This is a genomic window from Flammeovirga pectinis (genome assembly GCF_003970675.1).
Lineage (GTDB): Bacteria > Bacteroidota > Bacteroidia > Cytophagales > Flammeovirgaceae > Flammeovirga > Flammeovirga pectinis.
This window is the reverse complement of sequence record NZ_CP034562.1, coordinates 3,366,697-3,393,650: the sequence shown is the minus strand read 5'-3', so window position 1 is coordinate 3,393,650 and position 26,954 is coordinate 3,366,697. Positions and strand designations below refer to the sequence as shown.

The 26,954-nt window shown below is 31.7% G+C and carries 24 protein-coding genes; 11 read left to right on the top strand and 13 right to left on the bottom strand.

From position 1 onward, the window contains the following. Window positions 1-31: 31 nt before the first annotated feature. Both EI427_RS13615 and pbpC read right to left on the bottom strand, forming a co-directional pair. Window positions 32-1,849, bottom strand: a complete 1,818-nt coding sequence (locus EI427_RS13615) for a cation:proton antiporter (RefSeq protein ID WP_126615539.1) — start codon at window positions 1,847-1,849, stop codon at window positions 32-34. A 57-nt stretch (window positions 1,850-1,906) separates the two neighbouring features. Then, window positions 1,907-4,147, bottom strand: a complete 2,241-nt coding sequence (gene pbpC / locus EI427_RS13610) for a penicillin-binding protein 1C (protein WP_126615537.1) — start codon at window positions 4,145-4,147, stop codon at window positions 1,907-1,909. A gap of 319 nt (window positions 4,148-4,466) precedes the next feature. On the opposite strand from pbpC, the gene EI427_RS13605 reads away from it, so the two are divergent. Together EI427_RS13605 and EI427_RS13600 are read left to right on the top strand one after the other, a co-directional pair. Continuing rightward, window positions 4,467-6,107, top strand: coding sequence for a hypothetical protein (locus tag EI427_RS13605; RefSeq protein WP_126615535.1), 1,641 nt, complete (start codon window positions 4,467-4,469; stop codon window positions 6,105-6,107). A gap of 138 nt (window positions 6,108-6,245) precedes the next feature. Beyond that, entirely contained in the window at window positions 6,246-7,517 is a 1,272-nt protein-coding gene (locus EI427_RS13600; protein ID WP_126615533.1) for a Glu/Leu/Phe/Val family dehydrogenase, read from the top strand. Between the two features lie 19 nt (window positions 7,518-7,536). On the opposite strand, the gene EI427_RS13595 is transcribed toward EI427_RS13600, so the two are convergent. Continuing rightward, the gene (locus EI427_RS13595) at window positions 7,537-8,553 is read right to left on the bottom strand and encodes a DUF4421 family protein (RefSeq protein ID WP_170178466.1); all 1,017 of its coding nucleotides are present in this window, start codon (window positions 8,551-8,553) and stop codon (window positions 7,537-7,539) included. Window positions 8,554-8,900: 347 nt separating this feature from the next. Here EI427_RS13595 and EI427_RS13590 point away from each other — a divergent pair, with 347 nt between their 5' ends. From EI427_RS13590 to EI427_RS13580, 3 genes are all read left to right on the top strand, one after another. Next, on the top strand, window positions 8,901-9,536 hold the full coding sequence (locus tag EI427_RS13590) for a peroxiredoxin-like family protein (protein WP_126615528.1): 636 nt from the start codon (window positions 8,901-8,903) through the stop codon (window positions 9,534-9,536). 16 nt (window positions 9,537-9,552) lie between these two features. Beyond that, the gene (locus tag EI427_RS13585; RefSeq protein ID WP_126615526.1) at window positions 9,553-9,897 is read left to right on the top strand and encodes a hypothetical protein; all 345 of its coding nucleotides are present in this window, start codon (window positions 9,553-9,555) and stop codon (window positions 9,895-9,897) included. An 83-nt stretch (window positions 9,898-9,980) separates the two neighbouring features. Next, a complete protein-coding gene (locus tag EI427_RS13580) occupies window positions 9,981-10,730 on the top strand; it encodes a cytidylate kinase-like family protein (RefSeq protein WP_126615524.1) in 750 nt (249 codons plus the stop codon). A gap of 119 nt (window positions 10,731-10,849) precedes the next feature. Here the strand turns inward: EI427_RS13580 and EI427_RS13575 are convergent, their stop codons facing one another. Genes EI427_RS13575 through EI427_RS13560 form a run of 4 tightly spaced genes read right to left on the bottom strand, consistent with a single transcriptional unit; the run spans window position 10,850 to window position 12,913 of the window. Further along, on the bottom strand, window positions 10,850-11,266 hold the full coding sequence (locus EI427_RS13575) for a cytochrome c maturation protein CcmE domain-containing protein (protein WP_126615522.1): 417 nt from the start codon (window positions 11,264-11,266) through the stop codon (window positions 10,850-10,852). Window positions 11,267-11,286: 20 nt separating this feature from the next. Next, a complete protein-coding gene (locus tag EI427_RS13570) occupies window positions 11,287-11,535 on the bottom strand; it encodes a CcmD family protein (RefSeq protein WP_205727858.1) in 249 nt (82 codons plus the stop codon). A gap of 14 nt (window positions 11,536-11,549) precedes the next feature. Next, window positions 11,550-12,215 carry a cytochrome c biogenesis protein CcsA gene (gene ccsA, locus EI427_RS13565; protein WP_126618417.1) on the bottom strand — a complete coding sequence of 222 codons (666 nt, stop codon included), beginning with the start codon at window positions 12,213-12,215 and terminating at the stop codon, window positions 11,550-11,552. Window positions 12,216-12,238: 23 nt separating this feature from the next. Next, a complete protein-coding gene (locus tag EI427_RS13560; RefSeq protein ID WP_126615521.1) occupies window positions 12,239-12,913 on the bottom strand; it encodes a heme exporter protein CcmB in 675 nt (224 codons plus the stop codon). A gap of 226 nt (window positions 12,914-13,139) precedes the next feature. Here EI427_RS13560 and EI427_RS13555 point away from each other — a divergent pair, with 226 nt between their 5' ends. Beyond that, window positions 13,140-14,153, top strand: coding sequence for a hypothetical protein (locus tag EI427_RS13555; protein WP_126615520.1), 1,014 nt, complete (start codon window positions 13,140-13,142; stop codon window positions 14,151-14,153). A 117-nt stretch (window positions 14,154-14,270) separates the two neighbouring features. Here the strand turns inward: EI427_RS13555 and ccsA (EI427_RS13550) are convergent, their stop codons facing one another. From ccsA (EI427_RS13550) to EI427_RS13540, 3 genes are all read right to left on the bottom strand, one after another. Continuing rightward, the gene (gene ccsA / locus EI427_RS13550; RefSeq protein ID WP_126615519.1) at window positions 14,271-16,871 is read right to left on the bottom strand and encodes a cytochrome c biogenesis protein CcsA; all 2,601 of its coding nucleotides are present in this window, start codon (window positions 16,869-16,871) and stop codon (window positions 14,271-14,273) included. A gap of 152 nt (window positions 16,872-17,023) precedes the next feature. After that, window positions 17,024-18,208, bottom strand: coding sequence for a hypothetical protein (locus EI427_RS13545; protein WP_126615517.1), 1,185 nt, complete (start codon window positions 18,206-18,208; stop codon window positions 17,024-17,026). Window positions 18,209-18,232: 24 nt separating this feature from the next. Beyond that, window positions 18,233-19,216, bottom strand: coding sequence for an OmpA family protein (locus tag EI427_RS13540; RefSeq protein WP_126615515.1), 984 nt, complete (start codon window positions 19,214-19,216; stop codon window positions 18,233-18,235). Between the two features lie 201 nt (window positions 19,217-19,417). Here EI427_RS13540 and EI427_RS13535 point away from each other — a divergent pair, with 201 nt between their 5' ends. Continuing rightward, window positions 19,418-20,137, top strand: a complete 720-nt coding sequence (locus EI427_RS13535) for an OmpA family protein (RefSeq protein WP_126615513.1) — start codon at window positions 19,418-19,420, stop codon at window positions 20,135-20,137. A gap of 74 nt (window positions 20,138-20,211) precedes the next feature. Here the strand turns inward: EI427_RS13535 and sucD are convergent, their stop codons facing one another. After that, window positions 20,212-21,090 carry a succinate--CoA ligase subunit alpha gene (gene sucD, locus EI427_RS13530; RefSeq protein WP_126615511.1) on the bottom strand — a complete coding sequence of 293 codons (879 nt, stop codon included), beginning with the start codon at window positions 21,088-21,090 and terminating at the stop codon, window positions 20,212-20,214. 175 nt (window positions 21,091-21,265) lie between these two features. Here sucD and yidD point away from each other — a divergent pair, with 175 nt between their 5' ends. The 4 genes from yidD to EI427_RS13510 all read left to right on the top strand — a co-directional run bounded on the left by yidD (window position 21,266) and on the right by EI427_RS13510 (window position 24,714). Then, window positions 21,266-21,487, top strand: a complete 222-nt coding sequence (gene yidD, locus EI427_RS13525; RefSeq protein WP_126615509.1) for a membrane protein insertion efficiency factor YidD — start codon at window positions 21,266-21,268, stop codon at window positions 21,485-21,487. A gap of 103 nt (window positions 21,488-21,590) precedes the next feature. Next, a complete protein-coding gene (locus tag EI427_RS13520; RefSeq protein WP_126615507.1) occupies window positions 21,591-22,706 on the top strand; it encodes a C1 family peptidase in 1,116 nt (371 codons plus the stop codon). A 70-nt stretch (window positions 22,707-22,776) separates the two neighbouring features. After that, window positions 22,777-23,226 (top strand): sugar 3,4-ketoisomerase, encoded by a 450-nt coding sequence (locus tag EI427_RS13515; RefSeq protein WP_126615505.1) that lies wholly within the window; start codon window positions 22,777-22,779, stop codon window positions 23,224-23,226. Window positions 23,227-23,388: 162 nt separating this feature from the next. Then, window positions 23,389-24,714, top strand: coding sequence for a tetratricopeptide repeat protein (locus tag EI427_RS13510; protein WP_126615503.1), 1,326 nt, complete (start codon window positions 23,389-23,391; stop codon window positions 24,712-24,714). A 1-nt stretch (window position 24,715) separates the two neighbouring features. Here the strand turns inward: EI427_RS13510 and EI427_RS13505 are convergent, their stop codons facing one another. Beyond that, entirely contained in the window at window positions 24,716-25,477 is a 762-nt protein-coding gene (locus EI427_RS13505; RefSeq protein WP_126615501.1) for a porin family protein, read from the bottom strand. 449 nt (window positions 25,478-25,926) lie between these two features. Beyond that, entirely contained in the window at window positions 25,927-26,787 is an 861-nt protein-coding gene (locus EI427_RS13500; RefSeq protein WP_126615499.1) for an NAD(P)H-binding protein, read from the bottom strand. Window positions 26,788-26,954 lie beyond the last annotated feature (167 nt).

Genomic DNA, 26,954 nt, shown 5'->3' with positions numbered 1-26,954 from the left:
TTTCACTAAAATTAACCTTAATAACATAGATTTACTTTTTTGTTAACTCTATGTAAATTACTTCATCGCTGTCAAGTATCTCAGTAAGTGAATCTGTAACAGGTGTTATATGGTTGTTTTCGTGGATTATAAAAATTGGCAAATCAAAATTTGCTAAAAATTGGAAACTTTCTTCTTGATCTAGTGTTTTTTCTGGTTTAACATTCTTTACAACGTGTTTTTGTCGAATGATATTTGTTAAACCAATGAAATCATACTTTCCATGAAAGAGTAAATGCTGCGGTTTATTCAATGTGTCTGTTTCTACCTCTAACTTTGAAGCTAATCGAAAAACCTTATTCATACCCAACTCAGTAGAAATTGTTCTGTTACCTAAAATATTGATTTCATTATTGGATGTTGTAGAAAATAGTTGTCCATATTCTGAAAAATCCACATTTTCTAATGCCCCTTCAGATAAAATACTTCCTTCGTATGTAGGTATTCTTAACCTTTTGGCTTCTTTAATATTTTGTTCCGAAGTATCGGATACTAGTATTGGTATGTGATATTGTTGTAAAATGCGAGCCATAAATAAACCAACTTCACTTGCCCCTAAGAATAAAACTCCATTAGGTTCTTTTCTTGTTACTTTAAGAAGTTTTGCTAACGGTTTTGCTGTTAGGCCTTGAATAACCACTGTACCAATAATTGTCATAAAGGTTAATGGTAATAAGAGTTCAGCTTCTTTTACTTGAGCTGCTGAAATAGGAGCTATCCCAGAAGTTAATTTTAATGTAAAAAGAGAAGCAACACCGGCTGCAACAATACCTCTAGGTGAGATATAAGATATAAATAATCTCTCTTGCCAAGTTAAAGATGTTCCTATAGTACTAGATAGTACAACTAATGGACGAATTACATAAACTATAACGGTAAATAATAATACACTATTCCAATTTGCTAAGGATTCTAAATCATCTAGTGACATTCTTGATGATAACATAACAAACAAGAAGGAAATTAAAACAAGTGTAACATCTTCTTTAAAATGAAGAATAGACTTCATTGAAGCTACCTTAGAATTTGCTAGAATCATTCCATAGATAGTAACCGCTAGTAATCCTGATTCTGCATGAAGCAGGTCTGAAAGAGCAAATGTGGCAACTACAAAGCCTAGCATCACAATGTTTTTAAGGTGATCTGGTAGTAGTTTTTGATTTAGCACTTTGGCTGTAATAAATGCTGCTATACTTCCTACTGCAGCTCCAGAAATTGTAAGTAGAATAAACCCTTTTAATGCAAAAAGAGTAAAAAGATCATTTGAATGTCCTGATAAAATGAAATCAAAAATTAGAATGGCTACTAAAGCTCCAATAGGATCAATTAATATTCCTTCCCATTTTAAAATTGTATTAATTCTATTATTAGGTTTTATATTTCTTAGAAGTGGACCGATTACGGTTGGACCACTTACAATAATTAAACCGCCAAAAAGGAATGCTATTTTGTAACTAAAGCCCATAATAAAATGAGTAGCTATTGCACCTCCAATTAATGTGATTATTGAGCCAAAAATCAAAAGCCTCCAAATTACACTACCAATGTTTTTTGTTTCTTTTAATTTGAGCGTCATTCCTCCTTCAAAAAGAATTAACCCAACAGAAAGATTAACAACATCGAATAATAATTCTCCATGAAATATTTTATCTCCATCTATAAATTTACTGCCATCAGAAGTAAATAATGTTGAGAATGGTCCAACTAATAATCCAATGAGTATTAATGGGAGGATTGCAGGAACTTTTATTCTCCACCCTAACCATTGAGCAAAGAAGCCTAACCCTAATAAACCTGCAAGTTCAATCATATAATAATTTTTATTTTCTCTTTTGGGATGTGACTCTATTTAACAAATAGAGAGCTTTTATTTTACAAATATAAAAATATCGCTATTTCTTCCTTTATCATCACTACATGAAATTTTATTTTTTCCGATTGTCGGTGAATAAAAAAAAGTAGCGTCTTTTTCTCTTTTACCAATAAACTTATCATTTATATACCAAAATAAATAATTCACATCAGTAGATGTATTGGCAATTAAAGAGAGCTCGGCATTACTTTCTGTTACATAATATGTTCTTCCAGAAACAGGAGATACGATAGATGGAGCAATTCCAGAAATTACTTTAGAGCAATTAGGGTTGTGTTTAGGAGGTTTTTCATAAGGAATTTTTTCATCAGAATAATATCTAGATAATTGTGGTGAATAATTAGGGAATAGCTTTTTCTTATATCCACCGTTTTGTGGTAAGCAAATGCTGCAATAGGAGAAAGAGGTATCTAAAGCAATAAAATACATTTTCTGACAGGTACATTTCTGAAAGTGGGAGATAGCAGGAATGTACCAATCTTCTATACTATGTTCACAGAAAGAACTAGGAATTTCCCCACTAATTGCACAAACATTTCTACTATTAATATTATCGGGAATATTGTCTATGGATATTTCTTGATTTTTTGAAGAGTAAATTGCTCTAAAAATTTGGAATAACAAAGGAGTAGCTATTTGAGCACCTGTCAATTCTTGAACACCTTCATTGTCAAAATTTCCACACCATACACCTATTGTAAATTGTTTGTTATACCCAATGCTCCAAGCATCTTTACGTCCATAAGAAGTACCCGTCTTCCATGAGATTTTTGGAACATTTGTACTGTTTTGATAATTGTTGGGTAAGTCAGGACGTCTAAGATCAGATAAGATTTCTGTTATCATAAATGCACTTTCGGGACTAATAATTTCTTGTTTGTAATTTATAGTATCTTCGATAGAGAATTTGATAGGAGTAAACATACCTTCAGTAGCAAATGAAGAGTATAACCCACTTAATTCAGAAAGACGAGTACCGCACCCCCCTAATGCTGTAGATAACCCTAAATATTTCTTTTTCCGCGATATTGTTTTAAAATCACATATTTCTAATTTTTGAAGAAAAGATGATAAACCAATTTTTTGTAAAAGATCTACAGCCGGAATGTTTAAAGATTTGCCAAGTGCTTCTTCTACAGTAACAGCTCCATTAAAATGTAAATCATAATTTTGAGGGCTATAGCTACCAAAGTCCATAGGAACATCTAAGATTTTCATTTTAGGTGTAATGATCCCTTTATCAAATCCAATTCCATAAATAAGAGGTTTAAGGGTACTTCCAGGAGATCTGACAGCAGAGACGCCGTCCACTTGACCTGAGAAATTATTGTCATAAAAGTCTTGAGAACCAATATATGCAACTACTGCTTTTGTAGTATTATCAATTACAACGGCAGCTAAATTATGGATGTCATAACTAGCAATTTTACGGGCATAATTTTTTACTATTTGCTCACTTCTTATCTGAGTCTCTACATCTATATAGGTTTTTATTATTTTTTTTGAAGGATACTTATGAAATAATTTTCGATTTAAATGAGGTGTGATTTTAGGAATTGCTCGTCTTTTAATACTTAGAGGCTCTAGCAAAGCACTTTCGTATGTATTTACATCAAATAAGTTACGTTCATAAAATCTTTTAATCCATTTATTTCTAGATGTCATTAATATATCAGAATTATTACTGATTGATAATGATGTAGGGCGATTTGGGATAATTGATAACATAGTGGCTTGTGCAACACTTAGCATTTCAGGATTTTTACCTAAATATAAAACAGAGGCAGCTTTTATCCCTTCAATATTTCCTCCATACGGAATGTGATTAATGTAGATTTCAAGAATTTCTTTTTTAGAAAAGGTTAACTCTAATTGGATTGATTTAAATACCTCAATGAGTTTATTAAAATAAGTTCTTTTTTTAGGGGTCAATAATCGTACAACCTGCATACTAATAGTTGAAGCACCTGAAGTCCTTTGTCCGCTTTTTAGATTATTAAAAGCCGCTCTAAAAATAGCAATTGGGTTTATTCCAAGATGATAATAGAACCATTTGTCTTCTTTTTCAATAATTGCTTTTATAAAAAATGGAGATACTTCATCTATTGGAGTATATAATCTCCATTTGTCAGTAGAATTTAAAGTAGCTCCTAGAACTTCTTGATTTGTTGATAAAGTAATACTTCCGTAGTCCTCTCTATATTGGTAAGGGAATAGGAATTGTACAATTATCATGAAAGAGAATAGGATAAAACAAAGAATGCTTGAACTTATAAAAAGTTTTATTCCTAACTTATTGATATTTATGTTTCTAAACTTGTGATCGTCCAATTTTGATGACTAAATTAAGTTAAATCAATTAATCACTATTACTAAATATAGAGTGATTCCTAATTATTATTATACATTTCTAGAGCAAAGAATTGAAATTAACCCATAATAGAAAAGTACAATTTTAGATTCATGTTATTATATAACATCCACTAAATGTACAAATTTTATTAAATCTCGTAATTAATGCCTAGTAACTAATTCTTATCAACTATCTGTACCTATGAAAAAACAAAATTATCTTATCACATTATCATTAATTTGCTGTCTATTTCTAGCTCAACTTTCGTCTGCTCAAACTTTTGAAGAACATACGATAAAATTTCCCATGTTACATGAATACGATGCATCTTATGAGCTTAACCCAATGGGCGACCAAGGGGTCTTGGTTTTAAGGAATCGATATGGAGGAGAGAAAAAAAATATTGTTTCTGATATTGAGTTAACGTATATCAAAACTGACTTTAAAAAAGGTTGGGTTAAAAATATTCAGGTTAAAAATTATGGACAAATAATTTCTAAAGGTTTCGATAAAGAATTTGCCTATTACTTAATGCGCGAAGCCGATATTAATTATAGAGTCTTACGTGTTCGTTTAGACGATGGTAAACATAAAGTGTTTTATTACAAGAATGTTGAAAAATCTGAAATAGATTATTTTCTAGTAGAAGATAATATCTGCTTTTTAGGAGGGCATGCTGTAGGGTTACCTTTTGCTGCAAGATGGGATTTGGAAAATGATAAACGTAAGATTTTAGCATCAGTACATCAAATTAAAGGTGGTATTGTATGTATGGAATGGGATAAGGAAGTTGATATGTTGACATTAGTTTTAAAAGCAGAAATGTCTAGCGATCATAGAGGAGTATATATCAACGATTATTCTATTGACGGTAACCTAGATAAGCAGTATTTTGAAGAAGTACAGAGAGACTATAATTATCAATCTTTTAGACCTTATCATAATTCTAAAGGAGAACTTATAATGATGGGAACTTACGGATTGGGTGGTGTTTCAGAGCAATCTCAAGGTGTTTATTCTATGAAATTGACAGAGAAGGGATATAGGTTAAAACCTAAATTTTACGATTTCTCTTTCTTTAATAATTACCTAAGTCACTTAGAGCCAAAGAAAAGAGAACAGTTAGAAACAAAATTTGCCAACAAGAAAAAGAAAGGTAAAGTTATGCCTTTAAATATTTCTTTAATGCCACATAAACTACAGTTTATGAATGGTCAAGTAATGTTTATAATGGAAGAAGTTTCTTTTGTATATCCGTATTCGAAAGATGCTAAATTTGCTTCCGAAAGTTTTTTCACAAAAGCAGATGCACCTACAATCAAGAATTTTGCACAAGATTTTAGAAATGAAATCTTAAAGAAAGGAGAATATGTTCCATATGGTTTATCTGAAGAAAAAATGTATTCTGGAGCTCCATTCCCATTAGAATGTAAGTACAAAAGAGCATTGGCTTGTGGTTTTGATTTTGAAACAGGAGAGATGATGTGGGATAATACTTATGTGACAAGAAATCATAAAAATAGTTTGCCGATTGAATCTATTCAAGCCTACGCAGACCATAAAAAGGTAGCTTTTATTCATGTGAGTAGAGATAGCTTTTTTTATAAGGTGTCTAAAAGATTAGAATATAAAAATGCTTGTGAGGTGAATGTTTATAAAGACTATTCTCCATCTAACACAATAGATAAATATACCAATGGAGGAATTTCTCATTGGTTCGATAATCATTTTATTCATACAGGAACTAAGAAAGTTTCATCTAGATTAGCTGGAAATAATGAAAGTGAGAGTTATTTCTTTTTAACATGTTTATCGTATAGTAATAGAAATTTATCAAAATAAATTCAATTATTAATTGATTGACTTGTAGTTTATTAATGCATTATGATGTGTGATTTTTTTTCAAAAATTTGTTTTTTAAATTCCTTTTTAAGGTATTTGCATTCATAAACGTAAATTTTACATTTAAAATATCATTTGATGGGGTACATTGAACCAGCACCAATAACCGACAAAGAGAATCCATTTGAGTCGATGATGGAGCGATTTAATATTGCTGCCGAAAAGCTAGGCTTGGATTTAGAAACCTATGAGGTTTTAAAAAGTCCTGCAAAACAAGTAATAGTATCATTACCAATTGTAATGGATGATGGTCATAAGAAAGTTTTTGAAGGATATAGAGTGATCCACTCAAACACATTAGGACCTTCAAAAGGCGGTGTTAGATACGATTTAGATGTAAACCTTGATGAGGTTAAAGCACTTGCAGCATGGATGACATGGAAATGTGCTGTAGTGGATATTCCTTATGGAGGTGCAAAAGGTGGAATTAAATGCGATCCATCTGTTATGTCGAAAGGAGAGTTAGAAAGACTTACAAGAGCTTATACTGTAAAAATGTATGAAGTTTTTGGTCCAGATACTGATATTCCTGCCCCAGATATGGGTACAGGACCTCAAGAAATGGCTTGGATTATGGATGAATACTCTAAAGCCCAAGGTAAAACGGTACAAGCAGTTGTTACAGGTAAACCATTAGTCTTGGGAGGTTCATTGGGTAGAGTTGAAGCTACAGGTCGAGGTGTTATGGTTTCTACTATGGAAGCTTTGCGTAAAATGAAAATTGACCCAACTGCGGCAACAGTTGCAGTACAAGGCTTTGGTAATGTAGGTAGCAATGCAGCAAAGTTATTAGCCCAAAAGGGACTTAAAATTATAGCAATTAGCGATCATACAGGAGCATTCTATAATTTAGATGGAATTGATTTAAGAGAAGCTAGCGAATATAGAGCTACTTATAAAACATTAGAAGGTTATACTGGAGGTAGTAAAATTACTAATGACGAGTTACTTGAACTTGATGTTGATGTATTAGTACCAGCAGCAAAAGAAGATGTAATCAATAATAAGAATGCTGATAAAATTAAAGCAAAGTTAATTGTTGAAGGAGCTAATGGACCAACAGGTGCAAAAGCAGACGGCATTCTACATAAGAAAGGAATTGTAGTTGTACCAGATATTCTTGCTAATGCAGGAGGAGTTACAGTATCTTATTTTGAATGGGTACAGAACCGATTAGGATATAAATGGACTAGAGACCGTGTTAATAGAAGAAGTGATAGAATAATGAAAGAAGCTTTTGAAAGGGTTTTTTCTGTTGCTGATAAGCATAATGTATCCTTAAGGATTGCATCTTACATGGTTGCAATAACTAAAGTGGCAGATACTTATAAATTAAGAGGATCTTTCTAGTTTTAAAAGAGCATTTGATTTAATTATCAGATGCTTTTTTATTTGTTTTAACATGGCCCTTTCCCATTACTGCATCAACAGTAGTATGAATAATGTGATTCGCCCATTGTACACTTCTACTAATGTGAGGTCCCATGTCAAATCTATAACCGCAGTTTACTTCAAAGTTGGTAAAGTAACTAATCGCTAAAAATTCTTGATTAAAAGTCGAAGGTAGTGCACTATACGTCATTTCTGAGTTCAGTTGAAATGTAATGAACATTCTTTCTGCATTATAGCCACCAGAAGCTTTAATATCAAGAGCTGGAATCATAGAGTAATGTATACCAGATTCAGAATCTAAAGTAAAACTTTGGTGTTGTCCTCCAATTCCAATACCTATCATTGCACCAAGGTAAAATCCATTCCAAACTAAAACACCTGCTCCGCCACCAATAACAGTAAAGTCGTTCATTCTTAAACGTGTCATCGTTCCATATTTTGAATCTGGGTTTCTTGCTAGTGGAGGAATAAATGGCTCTGCTGCATTATAATTTTCAGAACGATACCTTAGTTTGTAATATGTGGTAAATGCACTTTTTAACTGAATTTCTTTTTGTTTAAAAACAGCCTTATAGCTAAATTTTTTATTAGTAAATTTTACAGCATGTAAATTGGTTGATCTTGTGATAATATCTTCTCTAATTAATTTTTCAGGTCTGTTCCAAGTACTATCGTAAATGGCAACGTTTGTATCTGTAAAACCACTATACCTGTAATATTCAGCATCGAGGTACCATTTTTTTACAAAGCCATCTACTCTTAATCTAAATACACTAGATTTACCATAAATATCTTCATTGTATTCAGAAATTGGAGTTTGTATACTGGCTCTAATCCCTAAATTTCCAAAACTAACACCTACACCAATTAAGTAACTATTATTAGGTATGTAGACAACGTCTTTAGGTCGTTCTCTTCTAACAAGAGCATCATCATCCCACCAATTATTAGGTGGATAGTTATTAAATACGAGTTGTAATTTTGAATTGGACATGAAAATGCTTCCACTTATTTTATCATTTATGTCTCTGATAAAATGTTTTAAGTACACACTATCTGTATCATGCTTTTTTTGAGAGAAAGCAATTGAACAGGTAAAGGTGAATAGTATGATGAATTGAAGTCTTAATTTACAGAAGCCCATAAATATTAATGAAAAGAATTATCTTGAAAAATAAGTGATTTCATTACACAAAAAAAGATATGAGGTATATATTTGATAAGAATAGTTAAATTAATTATTTCGTTGTGTATGTTATTATAGGTTTAAAATTAAATATTTTAATCTATCTTCATCAAATTTTCAAAATTAATCAGCAGGTATAAACTCACAAAGTCACTATGAAAACTAATAATATTTTTTATTCCATCTGTATCTTTTTAATAAGTATAACTCTTGAGGTAAATGGACAACAAGTTCCTCAGCAAGCAAGTGATATTTCTCCATTATTGATAGGGGAATCAGTACCCAAAGAGATTATTTTGAGAGATGTAGAAGGGAATGAGGTAAATTTATTAAAAGAAATAAAGAAGAAACCCTCTATCCTTGTTTTTTACAGAGGAGGATGGTGTCCGTATTGTAATAGACAATTATCTGGATTAGGAGAAGTATCAGATTACTTGGTAAGTATAGGTTATCAAATAATAGCAATATCTCCCGACGCTCCAGACGATTTATCAATGACTTATGATAAACATATGATGAATTATCAGTTGTTTTCTGATAGTGATATGTTAGCTTCTAAAGCATTTGGTTTAGCGTACACATTAGATGATAAGTCATTTAATAAATTTTCTAATTTAGGGATGGATATCGTAATGACAGATGGGGGTACACATCAAATGTTACCTGTTCCAGCAGTGTTTTTTATTCGTCAAAATGGAGAAATCACTTTTGAATACATCAATCCTAATTTTAAGAAACGTATTAGCCCATCTTTATTAGTTGGAGCTGCAGAATCGTTATCATCAGAATAAAAAATTATCTAATAATATGCAAGCGTTAAAAGAAGAAGAGAAACAAATTGTAGGTAAGAGTTTTATCTCAGAGACACTGGGTGCGTACTTAATGGGAGTTAAGTTAGATGCCCTTTCTGAAACCCGATTAATTCATCTTTCGAGAGACGGATGGGATTTATCAAAATTAAAATCTGCTTATAGAAAACAGCAACAATTAATAGAAAAATATAAAGAAGCATTTATGTTGGATGAAAAACCTTCTGTTGAAGATGAGGTTCCTCCAATGCTTGCTGGTTTATTAAACCCACTCTTGCTAGATATATTTTCTTATGAAGAAGAATTAGGAGTATATATTCTGAATAAAATCACTGCAGAATAGTGATAATAATCAGTTAAAAATACTTAGCAAGTGTTTAAATTACATTTAATTAATAACATCAACTACTCTTAAATGTAATTATCATGGAAACTAATGTATACACTCAATTAATTAAGAATTTAGAATATGAATTCACACATTCAGTTTCTAAAAAAGCACAATCAGAAGGAACAATAATAACTCTTTCTAGAGATTATGGTTCTGGAATTAAAAAAGTAGGGGAGCAATTAGTTAAATATTTAAATAAAAATGAAGTTGGGTTCAACTTATTAAAAAAAGAATGGAGGTTAATTGACACTACCGTAATACGTGATTTATCAAAAGAACTAAGTTTAGAATATAAATTAATTGAGGAATACGTTCCCTTCGAGAAAAAAGGAATTATTGAACAGTTAATACATTCGTTTGGTCCTAGTTATAATAAGTTAGATGGAAAATTATCATCAACTTTAAAAACAATTGTTCATGCTTACTTTGAAAGAGGTAATGTAGTTATTCTAGGTAGGGGTGCAGGTTTTTTTGCAGAAGAATTAGACAATGCTCTTAAAATTAAGGTGAATAGCACAATGCAATTTAGAATTGGACACCTTATGAAAGCACATAATCTTAATTTTGATGATGCAAAAATGAAAATGCTAGAAAACTCTAAATTAAGAAATGACTTTTTGGAGCATATTCAAAAGGGACAAACCGAACACTACGATACTGTTATTGATAGAAGTCGATTAGACGATGCGACTTTGACAGATTACCTTTATTCTTTCACAATAGCCAAAGTTAAAGAGTTGTCTAGAAGACAAAAAAATAAAAATAAGTTCTCTACAGTTTATTAAAATAGACTGTTGCAGCACAATTGTATGATGTATACAAACTAATTTACACCTAGACCTTATTAAAACAAAAAGCCTGTTGATTTCTTGTCAACAGGCTCTTTTATATTTTCGACTTTTAATTAAAGTTCTTTTTCTTCATATTTTGAAGGACACTTCATTAAAATTTCACTTGCAATAAAGTCTTGATTTTCTCCTTTTGCTCTTCCTATAACCACTACTTTTTCAGATTTTTCAAAATCTCTCATAGAGGCAGGGGGAGAATAACAAACAACTTTCTTAGCAATGTTTTTATCATCAACTAAAGTAAATGCTAAATAATTAGGGTCTTTTGCAGGGTCGTAATGAATTCCGATTACATTTCCGCTTTTATCTTTTTGAAGTTCACCAATAACATGAACTTTTGAAGAGTTACCATCAGCAGCAAGTGAATATGCTTCTGAAAAATCAACATATTGGCTAGCATCTCCTGCTGTAACAACCAATATACTAATCATCATTCCAATGATGACTAGACCAAAAATATGAGACTTTTTCATAGGTTTAAAAATAGGTGTGATTAGTTATTTAATAGCTTTTCTAGCTTTGATATTTTTTTGTCAGTAGAAATAAGGTAGACCATCATTCCTGCCCACAATGCAACGATTACACCTACCACGACATATATTTTTCCGTTTGATCGGAAAGCATCAGCCATTTCGATAGAATTGTTACTATAATCATTAGATGAAATAGGTATTTTATTTTGAGCCACTGCAGTAGCTATAAATACAACCCACATAGTGAGAAGTGATACTAATTTTTTCATTTGATATATCTTGATTACTCGTTTTCTAAAATTTGATTTTCTATTTTTCTCATTCTAACTCTGATTTGTGCAAACCAAACTCCGATAAGTGTCCACCCAATAATAGCTGGATAGAATATCAATCTTAATTTGCTATCAAGGTCATAGGCATTAAAACCTGGGTTTCCGCCATTTCCAGGATGTAGAGAATCTGTTAACCTAGGGAGAACAAATATTAATGGAATAAATACAGCAAAGGCAAAGATGTTAAAGATGGCACTTATTCGTGCTCTTTGCTCTTCATCTTTAAAAGAACCTCTTAGTATTATATAAGCAAAGTAAAACATTAAGCCGCCTGCAGCACCATTTTGTTTTGGGTCTCCACTCCATGCAGAACCCCATGTAAATTTAGCCCAGATCATGCCAGTAACGATGCCTAGTATTCCAAATAAAATACCAGAATTAGCCAATTCAGAAGCCCATAAATCATCTTCTAATTTATGATTTCTAAGGTATTTAATGGAATAAACCATCGAAGCTAATAGTACGATGATCATTCCAAACCACATTGGTACATGGAAATATAAATTTCTTATTGTTTCATTAAGGATATCTAATCTAGGTACATCCATTAAGAGACCTCCAATTAGTGTATATGCTAGGAGCAATATTGCAGTGATTTTCCACCAAGCGCCTTTCATTGTTGTTCTGTTTAATTTAAATCTTAACTTCTCCAAAGATACGGAAATAGAAGATAAGAAACTGTAATTACAATTATATCAATTGCAAAGATGACCATAATTTCATCCATAGTCTGACTTCTTGCAATGCCATCTATTGCATTTTTTGATGCTTTAATAAGCATTAGTATCATTGGTAATATAGCTGGTAATCCTAAAATAGCCATTAAAGTGTTGTTTCCTTGAGCTTTAGCAGCAATTCCAGCAACCATTGTTAACGACGAAGAAAAACCAATTGCACCTAACCCAACACATGCCATAAATAATGTAGGATCTTGCACTGGATTACCAAGAACAATACTATAAAAACCTAAAGCTAAAAATGATACAAGTACCATCAATAGAGCATTGTAAATTATTTTAGACAAAATTATAGACTGAGGGCTTACTATTTGGTAATAATAAAAGTGCCTACCTCCTGATTCTTGAGTAAAACTTTTAGCAGCACCATTTAAGGCGGCAAACAATTGTATTATCCAAAATAATGTATTCCATGTAATTGGAGAAAGTTCTACTTGCCGTTGGTTAAAACTCAAATAACAAACGAATATTGTACTTACAGTATATAGTAATAATCCGTTAAGATTTGATCTTTCTCTCCATTCCAATGCAATTTCTTTTCGGACTAAGATTCCGATTTCTGATGCTATTGATTTCATATTTATCAAAGATACAGTGCAAAATTACCAAAAAATCATGAATTGATCCAATCGAATAAAAAAGTAACTTTTTTTGGCACTTTATATGTAATGACGTTTGTGTTATTTGTATACTTGTGAATTATTCCAAATGAAGAGTAATTTGAGCTTTTAACCTAAATAAGAATAAGAAATCTTTTCTACGCTAACTTTCATTGAGATCTCTTGTAGAAAGGATATAAATTTTATGAAACAAACTTTTATTTATATATGTGTAATTCTTTGCCTTCTATTAGATGGATGCGTGCCTAAAGTATGCCCAGCCTATTCGTCGGCCTTTTACCAAAAGGATGATCCTAATAATCCATTCTATGTAACATCTACAAGAGATACTACTAGTGATTATTTTGTTCCTTATGGTGATACCACATATACAATAAATGGAAAGGTTACTTATATCAGTTACTTTAAGGATGATTCTCTAGGAAAGGATGAGGAATTATTTGCCTCAAGAGAAACAGAATGGAATGGTTTAGTAAAGCCACGTGGGGGGCTGTATGGTAAATATACTCATCAAGATAGAAAATTGGCAAGTAAAAATTATCCACAAACAATACAAGCACTTACTAAGAATCCGTATCCTATAGAATTAACTGAAGAAGATTCAATTATTGACTTTATACCAGAAGATAGTATCTATTTGGTATCATCATCAGATTCTTTAGAAAACGCCTTGTTTGGCGGAGGTCCGGGTTATGATGATTCTAGAGTGGCTAAAGAACTTCCTGAACAAAAAGAAAGAACAGCTGAAGAACCAACTTCAGATTCTCTACCGCCAATGCGTTATGATGGATATGTTTATATGCAAAGGTATGGTGATAGGGTTGCTTTAGAAGATAGCATGAGGGCTGGCTATTTTATAGTACCAGATTCAATGTATTTGGTGGAGAGAAAGTGGTTTGAAATATGGAAGCCTAAGCATTACATGATTCCAAAAAGAGTTCTTGATCAAAAGGATGCAGATAAACTTGCTAAAATAGAGGCAGACTCTCTTAGTAAATTACCTCAATATGATTCTACTGGCCAATTAATAGAGAAAAAGAAATTATTTGGTAAGAAGAATAAAGAGGAGTCTGAGGAATTAAGTACAGACCTTCCTGAAGATGATGATTCTGAATTGGATGAATCATCAAATGGTAAGAAAAAGAAAAAGAATAAAGATACCAAAACTGAAGAAACGGAAGAAGATGAAGATTGGTAAATAATACTCATCTAATCATCATGTTTATTTAGTTCAATTAAAAAGGATCGATTATTAATGAAAATAATCGATCCTTTTTAATGTTTAATGACTGCTGAACTTAGCAGTATTATATAGTTACACTAACTCAGAAGCTTTTGTTTCTGACTTCGGTTTAGTCTTTGATTTTGAATTTCTGGAATCTTTAAATCTTCTAACTGTTGAAATTCCAGTTCCAAGACCTAATAAAAGAGTACCAATCCAGAGGATACTTATAAAAGGTTTTTCGATAGCCTTCATAATTACCCAATCTTTTTGCGTAGTATCAGCAGAGAAAACAAATGCATTTTCTTTAGGTTTAATTTCTTTTAAAGATACTCTTAAACCTAATTCTCTATTTACAGAAGGAACGATACCAGCATCCCAATCTTCTTGAACTCCCCCCATTCCCATACGTTTTACTTTCGTAAGTATATAAGATGGTTTTAAGTCTATGCTTTTGTTATTACCTACAAGTACTCTTAAGTTGGCTTCTAGTGCTACATCATCATCCTTGATTGTATAACCTGGAGCTTTCTTTAGAGGAGTGACTCCATCAAAAATTACTACATAGTCATTTAAGAAAATAGTATCACCAATTGACATTGTCATTGGATCTTGAGCTGTCCATTCAACCTCATTCTCATCAACTGCTAAATTAGTGATATGCGTGTACATATCTTTGTTCCAAAATGTAGCAATATCTGGAGAAGGAATTGGCCCCATTTGTTCGTTATCTTGAACTCTTGGGAAGAGTGAGAATGATTTTCCATTTTCATCTGTGTATTCAATTTCATAATAAATATTCTCATTATAAATTTGAATTTCATCACCGATCTCAGCAACTGTTTCACCATTTACTATTATATCGTCAATAACGATTGCATGGTAAGGGTCGTTGATTTTTATCTTAACTTTTTCTTTATCAAAATAACCATCAATATCTCTAGACGTTAATCTAGGTCCTTTATATGTAAGGTTATATTGATTCATTTTTTTAGCATGACCTCTAAATAAAAGAACGTTCTCTTTGTTCATTTCCTCAGGGAACTCGCTATTATAAATTCTACCTGATAGATTTAGTGATATTACTTTTTCGAACCCAGAAGAACTCAAAATACCTAATAACATAAGGGCTGCACCAATATGTGATATAGAACCTCCTGAAATAGATACCTTCATTTTAGTAAACTTAGTTAGAACATGAAGGTTTGCTACAATACTAAAAATAGAAGCAGTTAGTAATACGATATATGACGGTTGGTGTACATTACCCAATATGATAAAAGAGGCTGCAATTAACAGTGTAATTACATAAGGGGCTGACAATGTAGACCAAAGATTTTCTTTATTAAGGCGTTTCCAATAAAAGAACTGCGTAGTACCTGAAACTAAAGCGACAGCTACAGAGAACCATAACTGAAATTTAGTATAAAAAGTAACTGCATCAGCAGGTGGAGCAAGGTTAGATTCTATACCTAAATTAGATAATAATGCATTCCATGCAGGAATAGAGGTGGGTACAAGTACTTGGAAACTCATTAACACAAGAATAGTAGCACCAATAAATACCCAAAATTCAGCACTATATGCACTAGGCTCTTCTTTATCGCTTGGCATATCTTTCCATCGTACAATAAAAAGTACAATAGCTATAGTAGAAAAGAATAATAGATATAATAATAGTTGACCTGATAAACCAAGGTCTGTAAAAGAGTGAACTGAAGCTTCTCCAAGAACACCACTTCTTGTTAAGAATGTAGAATATAGAATAAGAATAAATGCACCAACAAGTAATATCATACTTGATTTAAGAGCAGTTTTACTTTTTTGTTGTACTAACATTAAGTGTAGTCCAGCTAACAGAATTAACCATGGAACATACACAGCATTTTCTACAGGATCCCAGTTCCAATATCCACCAAAATTAAGTGTTTCATAAGCCCAGTAGGCACCCATCATAATTCCGATACCTAATACACACACAGCTAATACAACCCAACCCATTGCAGGTTTTACCCACTCAGAATATTTTCTTTGTATTAAGGCAGCAATAACATAAGCGAAAGGAACAATACAAAGCGCAAAACCCATAAACAAGGTAGGAGGATGAATTACCATCCAAATATTTTGAAGTAGTGGATTTAAACCTGTTCCATCTTCTGGAATGAAGTTTGGATTTGTAGCAAAAACAGGGGCTTCTATTGCATCTCTTAAAAGTATAAAAGGTGATGATCCAATTTTATGACCGAAAATTGTAATTCCCAATACCATAGAAACTAAAAAGGCTTGAACTGCAGCAATAATAAACATTACATTTGCTTCCCATTCATCAGACCTTTTGATAACAAAAATACTTATCAGTACATGCCAAAATGCCCAAACAAGAAAACTTCCTTCTTGTCCTTCCCAGAAACTAGAAACGATATAATAAACAGGTAAATTATCAGAAGAGTGACTCCAAACATAGTGATATTCGTAATAATGATTAAAAATCATATAAAATAGAATACACACAATACCAAAAATTGAAAAACCATGAACTATAAATGTACCACGTGCTAATTTTTTCCAATTTTGACGTTCAAGTTCATTTTTTTCAATGGCAGTAATACGGTATGCAATTGCAGAAATTATTGCACCTACAAAAGCTATGATGATAGAAATATGCCCTAAATCACCGATAAATGAGTGGATCATTATAAAATTTAATTTTGAATAAAAGGTAGTTATTGACCTTAATCAACAAAATTACAAAAGACCACTGTTATCTTCTAATTGTAAGTGACTATTAACTTTCCTTTTATAATAAAAAAATAGATTTATTATTACTTTATCACTACAACAATTTGTTAGTCTTCTTGTTCGAACGGTAAAAATATAGAATGCCCTTCAACTACTTGAGGATTAAATTCTTGAATAAGTTGAATTCCTTCTTTCTCATTCTCATAATACATTTTAGCTACGTAATTAAGCGTTTCTCCTTTTTGAAGTAGATGGCTACCTTTTACGGGAACAATAAACCAATTCTCATCCATAACCACTTTTGCTTCTATGGCTAATGGGTTATAAATATTAAATTTATCAGCTACTTGAGTACGATTAAATTTACTTCTTGTATCTCTAAATAATGCATACATTCTGTATCTTTCATTGTCTAAAGCATCAAAGTTTCTTTCAGATATTGACTTAATGTGTTGTCGTTGATAACGATTATAAGATTCTATAATTTTATCAGACTTTTCAAGTTTCTTTTGGAGAAGGGCTATCTCTTTATTCTTTTCTTTTAGATCGCCTTTCCAATTGCTCTTATTCTGATTGTACATTATACCTATAAGGAGAGCAAACAGAACAAAACCTATAAAGTTATAGATAGTGTTTTTTTGTTGACTAGGATTTGCTAACCTTTCATCTACTTCTCTTTCATTCGGAAATACATCAGATAATGCTTTTTCTCTGTGTCTACTTGGTGTGTTATCTCGTAAAAATTCACATGGTAGAACTGATGCAACTAAAGTCTCATTTTCGACAGAAGAATTTGAGATTAATCTTTCTGCAATTTCTTGTGGTAGAGAAGAAGAAAAGATCTCTTTTAATAACTTCGGGTCAGTATTAAAAAATAAAGAGGCATTTGCAATAATAAGTTGATCATCTTCTTTTAATAAAAATGGAGGAACAACCGTACTGACTTTATTATGTGGGGGAGAAAGGAACCGTCCTTGTCTGTAAACAAACACGCGAAGCTTTCCATTTCTAGAATGCCACATTCTTCGATCTTTCAAGTAAATCAAAGTGTGATCAATTCCGTTGTTTTCGTTTACTATTTTGGCGGCATTTTTTAAAGAAACTTGTGGTTTACTACTTTCTATAAAAGCCGTTTCAATATGATTTTTTTGATGTGAAGAAAAGTCTTCTTCAGCTATGCAAGTGCCAAAAATTAAGCTATCAGAACTAGTTTCTTTAATCCAAACCGTTGATTTCTGTTTGTCTGATGAGTTAAAGCCTAAGGTATATTTTTGAAATGTATTGATAGTCATTCTACATTATAAAGGAATAAGCAGTTAGTTTGAATTGCTTATTGAAAATAAATATTCAACTCTCCTGTTTTCAAGATGCTTTAAGTTAGAACATTTTACGTTATTCTTACACTCATTTAGTAATAAGTTTTCACCAAAACCATTAGCATTTATCCTATTAGGAGATACACCTTGTAAAATTAAGTAGTTTTTGATAGATTCTGCTTGTTCTTTAGATTTTTTTAGATTGAATTCATCATCACCTCTAGAATCGGTATGACACTCAATAGTAATTTTAAGAGTCTGATCTGATTTTATTTCTTCAGCGAGTAGATTGAGCTCAGATTTACCTTCTGCAGAAAGTTGACCTGTGTTGATATCAAAAGGATAATTAGGAAGTCTTTTTCTATAATTACTTAGCATAATATCAACTTCTGTTGATTTTGCATCTACTTTAATTTTTTCATCATAAAGAATATAATTCTCATCAGAAATTACTTTAATCTCGTACTCCCCTTTAGATTGTAATAAAGTGTGGAAGTTTTTTGTGATATCAGGTAAGAAGAGCGTTGTTTTGCTCTGTACATTATGAATGTAAAGTCGAAGTAATTCTTTGCTATTATTTATAACAATACCGTTTAGAGTAAGTAATCCATCACCTTTATCTAAACTAGAATGTACACTTATTTTTTGATTTTCTTTGGCATCAATTGCATGAATAATTAAAGGCTTATCAATAGTTTTCCAACCAGATTTAAAATAAGCAACTTTATAATTATTATCTACGGGTAAGTGCAATTCATATCTCCCTTCCTCATTAGATATAGTAGAAGAGATTTGTTCTAACCGAACTTTATTACTTTTTTCGTTTTGATTTAGGGTATACACAATCACTTCAACATCTTCAATGCTTTTCCCTTTATCAGAATTAATTCTTCCAATAACAGTAAATTGATCATCAGTCTGCGCGTAGACTGAAGTAAGACTAAGGGCTAAAAAGTAAAAATATATGATAATCCCTCTAATCATAAGCTTAATTTATTGAATATCAATAATTAATAAATCATTTTTTATACGCTGTATCAAACAATGTTGAAATTAAGGTTGATTTCTAATTGAGTAAGAAAAATAGGTATTTTACACAACTTAATTTATTAACAAACGTTTATATTTTGTATATTTGACTTTTAAAACTTCATTTTAATACCAAATCTAATCGGTATTTATATTATGCGATTTACTCATTTACTTACTAAAAACCCTTTGTGCTACTTTTTGCTATTTATCTCATCAATTACTTTAGCAGAAAATAATGAATTTACACTTAAAGGCCTTTACCTTGATAGTAAAACCGGTAATACGGTTGAAGGTGTTAAGGTTTGTGTAGAGAATACCAAAAGTGGTGCCAAGACTACAATTTATACAGATCAGGAAGGTAAATTCGTTATTACCTTAAATGATGAATCTGATTTTACAGTACATGGAACAAAACCAAAGTACTTTGATCAGTTAATACATTCATTTTCTACAGTTGGATTATCTACTGAAGAAGAAATTGATGTTACTTATACTATTGATGAAGTAAGACTCAATGAAACTTACGTTTTTTCAAATTTAGAATTTGAGATTAATAGTCATTATAAAATCAATAATGGCGAAGAACATATACAGGTGCTAAGTGATTTGATGAAAGAATTTTCAAACATAAAAGTTACTGTTAAAGTACATTCTGATTCTAGAGGTTCTGATGAATACAACAAAGAAGTAACACAAAGAAGAGCTGATTACATTAAAGAGCTTTTAATGGCTGAAAAGATTTTAGCATCTAACATCTTTGCTGAAGGAATTGGGGAAGACGAACTAATAAATAAATGCGATAATGGAGTTAAATGCTCTAATTCAATGCATTTACAAAACAGAAGAGTAGAATTTATATTAGAAAGTATCTAGTATAAAAAAGATATAAAAACAAAAGCCCTTTCTAAATTATTTAGAAAGGGCTTTTGTGTATAGGAGTAAATACTCTATGCTTTAACTAAAAGCTTAGATAATGTATCACCAATATCAGCTGGAGATTTTGAAACCGCAATTCCACACTCTGCCATAATACGCATTTTTGCTTCAGCAGTGTCATCTTCGCCACCAACGATAGCACCAGCATGACCCATTCTTCTACCTTTTGGAGCAGTTTGACCTGCAATAAAACCAACAACAGGTTTTGGATTACCTTGTTCTTGGATCCATTTAGAAGCTTCAGCTTCATAGTTACCACCAATTTCACCAATCATTACGATTGCTTCAGTATCAGGGTCAGCCATTAATAACTGTACAGCTTCTTTAGTAGATGTTCCAATAATTGGATCACCACCAATTCCAATTGCAGTAGAAACACCGAAACCAGCTTTCACAATTTGATCTGCTGCTTCGTACGTTAAAGTTCCTGATTTAGAAACGATACCTACCTTACCTGGAGAGAAAATAAAGCCTGGCATAATACCAACTTTAGCTTCACCTGGAGTGATAACACCAGGACAGTTAGGTCCGATAAGTGTTACATCTTTACCTGTTAAGTAGTTTTTCGCTTTTACCATATCTGCAACAGGAATTCCTTCAGTAATTGCAATAATTACTTTGATTCCAGCATCTGCAGCTTCCATAATTGCATCAGCAGCAAAAGCTGGTGGTACAAAAATGATAGAAACATTAGCACCCGCTTGAGTTACTGCATCAGATACAGTATTAAATACAGGACGATCTAGGTGAGTTTGTCCTCCTTTACCTGGAGTAACTCCACCTACTACATTTGTGCCGTAAGCAATCATTTGCTCGGCGTGGAAACTGCCCTCAGATCCTGTGAATCCTTGAACAATTACTTTTGAGTCTTTATTGACCAATACACTCATGGTTGCAGTTGGTTATTTGTTAGTAAATTTTAATATTACCTTTAAGCTTGCAATTTATACAATAAGATTGTCAATGTGAATAAAGATCATTCTTTTTATTACAAATAATCATTGTAATCTCCTGAATGGGTCAAAAACGCGGTTTTTTTATCGACTTATACCCGAATACACGAATATGAAAAAGGTTTTTGCACAGTTTTTAGTGATTTTAGTGAGAAGTTACCAACTTTTAATCTCACCATATACGCCTTCATCATGTAGATATTCACCTACATGTTCTGAGTATACTATCCAAGCTTTAAAAAAACATGGTTTAGTAAAAGGAGGTAAGCTTGCTTTTAAACGAATAAAGAGTTGCCATCCGTGGGGAGGTAGTGGATATGACCCTGTACCTTAAATTCATAAAAATGAAGTCATGAAAATTAGAAATTAACTCTTAAAATCAGTAAATTTGAAATGGAAAATACAAATGTAATTATACAATCAAATAATATTATTTTATGAAGTTTATTTCTTTTAGAAATGTAATAGCTTCTGTTTTACTAGCAAGTATTTCTTCTGTAACAGCATTAGCTCAAGATCCTGGAATTGTAGATGGTACTAATTTAAAAGTTGTACATCAAGTAAAGACAACTCCTGTAAAGAGTCAGGGAAGAACAGGTACATGTTGGAGTTTTTCAACTACCTCTTTCATTGAGTCTGAATTAATGCGTAAAGGGAAAGGAGAATTCGATATTTCGGAAATGTATTTTGTTAGAAATACGTATCCAAATAAAGCAGAAAGATATGTGCGCAGACACGGTAAAACTCAATTTGGAGAAGGTGGCTTAGCACATGATGTAATGCATGTAATTTCAGAAAATGGATTTGTTCCTAATGGTGCATACGATGGCAAGAATGGTTCAAAAGGACAATATGACCACCAAGAGTTATTTGGGGTAATGGAGAGTATGTTAACAACATTAGCTTCAGCTTCTTCTGTAACAGACCATTGGAAAGATGCTTTAAATGCAGTTTTGGATGCTTACATGGGTGAAACGCCTGAAGAATTTGAGGTTGACGGAAAAGAATACACACCAAAATCTTTTGCAAAAACAATGGATTTTGACCCTAAAGATTATATTGAGTTGACATCATTTACAAATTATGATGATTATGCTCCGTGTGTGTTGCAAATTCCAGACAACTGGTCAAATGGAATTTATTATAATCTACCACTAGATCAATTACAAAGAGTAATGGATAATGCTTTGGATAAAGGTTATTCTTTAGCTTGGGATGGAGATGTTAGTGAGAAGTCTTTTTCTCATCAAAATGGAAAAGCAACAATAGAAGATAAAAACGGTAAGGAACCTAAAGTTTCAACAGAAGCTCGTCAGGAAGCTTACAATTCTTATGCAACAACAGACGATCATCTTATGCATATTGTAGGTGTTGTAAAAGATGATGATGGAAAAAAATATTATGTTACTAAAAATTCATGGGGTGCAAGCTCGAATGATTTTGGTGGATATTTATATATGTCTGAAGGATACATCCAAATGAAAACTGTGTCGGTAATGGTACATAAGGATGCGATCCCTAACGATATTAAAAAGAAAATTGGTCTAATTTAAATTAGAGAAGGGCTACTCTAAGTTTGTGTGCTTAGAGTAGTTCTATTTTTTATACTATCTCTATAGTGCGATGACTTTAAAGAAGAAGAAGTTGATTAACTCTGTTCCTAGAATAATAGAATTAGAAGAACATGGCTCCTACAGTATGGGGTTCTTAACACCTGTGCAAGAAATGAAACAGGTGCCTTTTCTCATTAAAAGAGTATTTTGGACGCATGGAGCAAATAAAGATACTGTTAGAGGAAACCACGCACACAAAGAAACTGAAGAAGTTATTGTTGCTATAAATGGTACAATTGAAGTAGAGGTTATCTTGGAAGATATGAAACGCCAGGTATTTTTACTTGATAACCCATGCCAAGGGTTGTACTTACCTCCAAGGGTTTGGCGTACTTTATATTTTAGCAAAGGAGCAATTTCCGTTACGTTAGCATCTTCGGATTACGACCCAGATGATTACGAAAAAGACATGGTAAATTGGTTGCAAAGGGATTATACAGACGATAAATTTTATTCTTAATTTAATTTTGGAATAAAAATTGAAATAATAATTGTTAATTGATCACTTAATTATATATATTGATATTTTTAATTAAGTGATTTTTAGTATTAGATTTTCAAAAGAGTATTTGATGATTGACTATTCTAACGAAACAATAAGTACTCTTCAATTTTTTGCCATATGACTCGAATACTATTTTACGTGCTTTCGATTACTTCCATACTAAGTTTTTCAACTACAGAAAACCTTTTTGCACAGGAAGATAAATCCCTTGATCATTACGTTCAAGCAGATGAGTTATATAAACAAAAAAAGTTTAGAGAAGCTATCGATGAATATAGTTTAGCCATTAGTTATGATTCTCTTCAAGAGAATTTTTACTTAAAGAAAGCTAGGTGTCAAGTTGTTTTGAATGAATTTAATAATGCTATTGATACCTTTGTAGAAGGGACAAGACGTTTTCCTGAGAATGGATTTATGAATTATCAATTAGCAAGACTTTATTTAAGAAAAGATTATTTTAAAGAGGCTATACATTATTATGATGAGTCTTTTAAATACTTATCAAATCCATCACAAAGAATTACAGCTAAGAATCAGATTATCATGATGCTCTTTAAAGAAGAAGAGTATGATAAAATCCGTCCTCATATTGAAGATGTATTATCTGTGGCTGATAATAACTATATCGCACTCTATTATTCTGCTAAGTTACACAACATGAATAAAGAATATAATGATGCTGTAGTGGATATTAAAAAAGCATTGAATTATGTTCCTTCAGAAAAACATTCTCAGACAGCAAGATTTTACTATGAGTTAGGTTACGCTTATTACAATTTAGAGGAGTATGAGAAATTAGCAAATGTATTATCAAAAGCTAATTATGGTCCTTATAAAAAATTGGTAGCCAAGCTAACACCAGAATATAAGTATTGGATAGCATTATGCTATTTCCAAATCTATGATTTCGATAAATCTACAAATTTACTTTTCAATGCACTAAAACAAGATCAGAGTAATCTAAAATTGCATGAATTGCAAATAAAAATTGCTGAGGTTACTTCAGATAAATCTGAACAGATTAGAAAAGCATACATGATGATTGATAATCTTGAGGACAAGCAAATGAAGGCTAAAGTGTATGAAGATGTAGCAAATTGGCAATTAAGCTCTGAGAAGTTTCAGGAAGCTGTAGTTTCTTGTGATTCGGCGCTAGTATTAGATCCTTATAATTATTTAGTAAAGTATACAAAAGCAGTAGCTTTATTTAAGCAAGATAAAACAGACGAATCAATAGTTGTTTTAGAAGACTTAGTACAATACAATGGTTTAGATGTAAAAACTAAATCTAAATATTATTTTACTTTAGGTATTGCTGCAATGAAAGAAAATGAGTTAGACATTGCTATTAACTCATTTAAAAGTGCAAAGCTGGATAAAACGTTTAAAGTTGCAGCGGATGATATTTTAAATTATCTAACTTCTAAAGGAGATAGTATGTAAATTAGTCTCTATTTTCCCAATTAGAGCTTTTATTTTCCTCTTTAGAAGGAATTAAGCCATCTATTAACGATGATTTTTTAGGCTTTTCTTTCCATCCTTGAATAGGTATTAAGTAAGAGAAATTAACACCCCCAAATGTTGAGTTAGATCTATCTGTAGAAGATCTATCAGGTTCTTTAAGAATATTTGTCATACTGGCAGAAAATCTTCCTTCTAACTGAAAATGACCAATCCCTGTAATGATATTTATTCCAGCACCACCTGCTAAAGAAACAGCTACAGGATTAGCAGGTTTGTCGTAATAATCATAAGCTTGATTATTAATATCAGAAAGAATTGTCTTTTTCTCTCCTACAAGAATATCAATCTCAGGTCCCACAGTTATAAAAAATTGAAATTTTCTTTTTCCAATATATATGTGTGTAAGTAAGGGAATTTGAACGTAATTAAACTGACGCTCGTACACCTCTTCAGTGATATCTTCTTTATTGAATTCTTTATAACCAATTGTAGCATAATTTACTTCAAACTGAGCTCCGAAATATTTTTCTGAATTATATTTCATCACAATTCCAAAAGTAGGTGCAGTCTCTGCAGATCTATTTACTGCTGGGTAAAAACCTACAGAAGAAGATGTATAACCACCTTTAATACCTGCAGAAATTCTAGCAGGATCTAGTAAGTTTTTTTGAGCAATAGCAGATTGAGTGATTACAACTACTAAAGGGAAAATTAAAAGAAGTGATTTATATATACTGCGCATGTAAAATCGATATATCGGTATTGAATTTTAGTAAAGATAATTATCTAATACTAATCTATAGTATTATGATTAGTAATTTATTAATTTTTGAAGATGATTATTTAGTTTTTAATCACCTAACTTTTTTAAGAACGAGGTAGTAAACAATTTCTATTTAGGCTTTTTAAAGTGCCTCAATTAGTAAGAATTTTGAATGATATAGGCTAAAGGTGAAATATTTGTCGAATGAAATATCGTGTTTATCGAAAAAAGGAAAGCGTTAAGCGAAATAGCGGTACTGTTTTTAAATATTAACTTATCTTTACAATATGCAAATAAGTTTTGTATCTAGGGTTTAACCCTAAGTGAGTTCTTTCTTTCGATAGAATAAACAAAAGGATATTAAAAAATTATTTGGTTTAATTGTTAAGGGGAGAGAAACTCACTGTATTGCAGTGAGTTTCTTTTTTTTAAAGCGATAAATGGTTGTAACTAAATTCTAATGGATTTGGAAATAGAAATGTAAATCCAATTTTCTTCTGAATTTTATCAGCATTTACAATTTTAAAAGGAGGTGATTTTTCCGTCTCTACAAACGTAGGAGAAATGTAATCTCCATACTTAGCAGAACTTTCGTAAACTACTCTTTTAGGAGGGTGTTCAGGTGCAACAACGTTAAATACTTTATTCCAGCTATTATGATCATTTACTTCTAAAATATGTAAGATGGCGCGAATAGCATCATCTCTAAAAACATAATTCACAGGTATTTCAGCATTATTTAAACCTTCTTTTCCATCAACGTATTTAGCAGGAATTCTATCGTAGCCCATCAATCCACCTAAACGCAGAATAGTAGCATCTAAGTCTGTATTTAATCTTAAAACTTCTTCTGCAAGAACAACAGATTTAGCTCTAGGTTGTTCAGATGTCTCAGCATTCTCATTAATTTCTTTATTAGAATCTTTATAAACACCCGTAGAACTAGTGTAAATAACTTTGTTTACAGGCAATTTCTCAATTACATCTTTTATTACTTTAATTTGTTCTGCATGGTACGTCATCATCTTATGTTGTCCATAACGAGGAGCAATACAAATAATTACAGCATCAGTATCTAGTAAGTCAGTTAATCCTTTAGGATCATTACATGTTGGGTCAAACCTTAAGTAGTATGGAGTAGCCCCTAAATCAGAAATTAGCGATAGTTTTTCTTCCGATCCTACACTTGCTTTAACTTCAAAACCATTTTTAATTAGTTTCTCTACAAGAGGTAGTCCAAGCCATCCAGCACCAATTACACTTACTCTTTTTATTTCTTTAAAATCCATAGTTTCGTTTAAGTTGGAGTGTTTTCTTTCAAGAAAGATAGTTAATCTTCTCGAAAATTAGAATTTTGAATTAATTCTTAAGAATTTTTCTTAGCAAAGTAAAACTTGAAAATAGTACTTTAAACTACTTTAGGTGATGGTTATTAAGTGCCGGTTCTTGATTTGGA